This window comes from Pseudoalteromonas sp. MMG005 (assembly GCF_018101015.1).
GTDB classification, from domain to species: domain Bacteria; phylum Pseudomonadota; class Gammaproteobacteria; order Enterobacterales; family Alteromonadaceae; genus Pseudoalteromonas; species Pseudoalteromonas aurantia.
In genome coordinates this window covers 1-3,693 of record NZ_JAGJEK010000048.1, presented here as the reverse complement: position 1 = coordinate 3,693, position 3,693 = coordinate 1, and the positions used below count along the sequence as shown (strand labels likewise).

At 41.3% G+C, this 3,693-nt stretch carries 2 protein-coding genes; both read left to right on the top strand.

The features are described 5' to 3' along the window. Positions 1–1,698: non-ribosomal peptide synthetase (locus J8M01_RS23560; protein WP_211059570.1), on the top strand; the 1,698-nt coding region annotated here is incomplete at its 5' end. Between the two features lie 297 nt (positions 1,699–1,995). Beyond that, the coding region (locus tag J8M01_RS23555) for a condensation domain-containing protein (RefSeq protein ID WP_247671262.1) at positions 1,996–3,693 on the top strand (1,698 nt) is incomplete at its 3' end.

The following is a 3,693-nucleotide window of genomic DNA, read 5'->3' as shown; positions in this document are numbered from 1 at the left end:
GCCAACCAGGTTCGCGATTATTTACTCGCACACTCTGATTTTATGCCTGGAGATATTGTCGCGCTTTATGTTGAGCGAACAGCACAAATGATGGTTGCCATACTGGCTATTTTAAAAGCCGGTGGTACATATCTGCCTTTAGACCCGAACTACCCGAAATCTAGAACTGAATATATGCTTGAAGATTCAGGTGCAACTTGTATTTTGACTGAGGAAGCATTAGAAGCTGATTTGCAGTCGTTTACGTTGAGCACTCTGTGTATGTGCGAGGCAAAGAAAGCGGATAATATACAACCGGTTAAAATAGATACGCAGCAATTGCCTGAGCCCTCTAGTAATGCCTACATCATTTATACATCGGGAACCACAGGTAAACCTAAAGGTGTGGCAATTCAGCATCAGGGCGCTGTAAATTTAGCATTTGCATTGGCCGAACGCTTGCCATCAGGCCCTAATGCTCGAGTGTTACAGTTCTCTGTACCTTGCTTTGATGCGTCTGTATTTGAGTGGATATGGGCATTAACACAAGGGGCGAGCCTCTATATTTGCAGTGATGGTGTTAAGTTACAACCACAAACAATGGCGCAATATCTTGAGGATAATCAGATCACACATACGTGTCTAACCCCATCTTATATCGCCTACTTACCCTACCATGAACGTTATAGTTTTAAAGTATTGGGGGCGTGTGGTGAAGCATGTAGTGAAGAACTTGGCTGGCGCTGGGCTAATCACTATCCTGTTTTTAACCTTTATGGACCAACCGAAGTAACAATATGTGCGAGTATCTCCCAGGTCAATGTTAACGAGGCAATTACGATAGGTAGACCTTTGCCAAATACTGCGCTTTATGTTCTTAATAGTGACCAACAACTTTGCCCTTTAGGTGTTGCCGGTGAATTATATGTCGCTGGTCAAGGTGTCGCTTGTGGTTATGTTAATCGCCCAAGTTTGACAGCAGATCGGTTTGTAAATGTACCAAATATCGCATTAGGTAAACGCCTTTATCGTACAGGGGATCTAGTACGTTACCTTGCTAATGGTGATCTTGAGTATTTAAGTAGAGCCGATGAACAAATAAAAATACGTGGTCATCGGGTTGAGCCACTTGAAGTAGAGCGCCAGATCACATTATTAGAGAACATTCATAAGGCCGTGGTTAATGTAGACCAAGATAGTCAGGGTCATACACGCATGATTGCTTATATTGAGGCTAAGGAAGCAGTAGCACAGCCGTCAGCGTTTACCGAGCAGGTGAAGCGGCAATTACGCGCAAGCTTACCCATATTTATGGTGCCATCGAGTATTATATTCATGCAGGAGTGGCCGTTACAGCCCAGTGGCAAGGTGGATAAATCTGCATTAGCTAAGGTAGCGATGGATATTGACGAAAAAAAGGTGCTACCTCGTAATGAAGTTGAGACAGTGCTGGTCCAGATTTGGCAGACGTTACTGAGCATCCCTAGTGAGCAAATTGGTGTTTATGATCATTTTATGGAGCTTGGAGGGCATTCGTTGTTGTTGGTCCGTTTGTTAGCTGAAATTAATCAGCATTGGCAGTTAGAACTCACTTTGGCCGAATTGATAGCTAATCCTGATATCGCTTCTTTAGGAGAGAAGGTGATGCAACTACTGACAATTCGGACCCTCAAAGAGCAAGTCAATAGAACAGATATTGTCGAAGAGGGGACACTGTAAGGCGGTTTGTTTAAGCAGTTAACACATAATGTTAACTGCCATTTTATTTATTGTGTAAATATAAATGTTAAGTGTTGGTCGCTTTTCATTGACATGGCAGTATCAAAAATGTTCAATAGTTAACATCTGTTAACTTAAAGGCTTGGTTTTTAAACTTACCGAGTAATTACTTAAGTTGGTGTGGGAAGGATCATGTAGTGGAGGTTGTCTAGTTTGCCAGCGCAGTCACACGTGCGTAAGACAGGCCTTAATTTGATGCTCAATAATAAGAATAAAAACCTATAGGGAAAGTTAGTTATGAGTATCAGTCAGTTAGTTGCAGAAGCGACGTCTTCGGGTGTTTATCTTTACACTGAAGGTGGACAATTAAAATATAAGCTCTCGGTTACGTCTTTTCCTGATGAGATCAAACAAAGAATACTAAAGCATAAACAAGCGGTTATTCAGTTTTTAGATCAAGTAGATGCTGAGTCTAAGCCCCAAATTACGGCGCTTGCTTCTTATGATGGATTGTTCCCGTTATCTTATGCACAGCAACGACTTTGGTTTATCGATCGTTTTGAAGGACAAAGCGCGCAATATAACATTCCAAAAGCAATTAAAGTGTCTGGCAGTTTTTCGATAGATATTGCTGAAAAAGCGATTGAACGCCTCATTTGGCGACATCAAATCTTGCGAACAACCTATGTTGAAATTGAGGGAGAGCCACGTCAGCAGGTAAATTCAGATTTTGTGTTTCAAGTTAAACGCATAGACCTTACCGGTATTGATAGTACAACGCAGGACTCTCAGCTTGATACGCTCATAACTCACGATGCAAGGGCGAACTTTGATTTAAGTAATGATTTGATGTTAAGAGCAAGTTTTATTGTCACAGCAGCAGTTGATCAAGGTGTATTGTTGTTCAATATGCATCATATTGCCTCAGATGGCTGGTCAATGAATATTCTCATACGGGAGTTTATTGCTGAATATACGGCGCTTATGACAGGTCAGCCTTCGAGGAGTATACCACTTGAGATTCAATATGTTGATTTTGCTCAGTGGCAACAAGATTGGTTAACTGAAAGTCGTTTAGCAAATGAGTTGAATTATTGGCAAAAGCAACTTGCAGATGCGCCTTTATTACATGGCTTACCTTTAGATAAGCCCAGACCTAGTAGTAAAGGGAATCATGGAGCCAAAGTAACGAGTTCATATTCAGCGTCTGCAATTACCGAATTTGCTAAAAGCCAAGGAATGACACCATTTATGGTATTTCATGCGGCTTTAAGTATAGTGCTATGTCGCCATAGTAACCAAAGAGAGTTTATCATAGGGACGCCTGTAGCAAATCGTCAGGATTGTGCATTATCGCCACTTATCGGTTTTTTTGTTAACACATTAATTTTAAAATCATCGATGGAGCATGGGTCAGTCTTGGAGTTTTTACACCATATTCGCGACACTAATTTGGCCGCACAAAGTCACCAAGATTTACCATTTGAACAAATAGTCGAACATTGCCAAGTGGAACGGAGCTTACAACATACGCCTATCTTTCAAGTTATGTTGAGTATGTTTCAAGAGAGCCCGAACTCATCACCTCAATTGGCGTTACAAGGTGTTCAGTTTGACGCTATTTCAAAACAAGTTACATCGACTAAGTATGACTTAGACATAGGCGTGTCTATGATTGATAATCAATGTTCCGTGACTTGGGTTTATGATACTGATCTATTTCATGCCCAGACGATAGAGCTGTTTGATAGTCATTTTAATCGAGTATTGACTAGCTTGTTACAGCAGCCCCAAGACTTGCCTTTATCACAACTGATGATGCTCAGTGATATAGAGCAGCAGTATTTAACAGAAACGTTAAATGACACAGACAGGGCGTATGAACAAAATGTGTTGTTACATGAGTTATTTGAGCGTCAAGCTGCGGCGAATTCACAAGCAATAGCGGTGGTATCTGGTGCGGAGCAATTGACATATGGTGCGCTTAATCAGCAA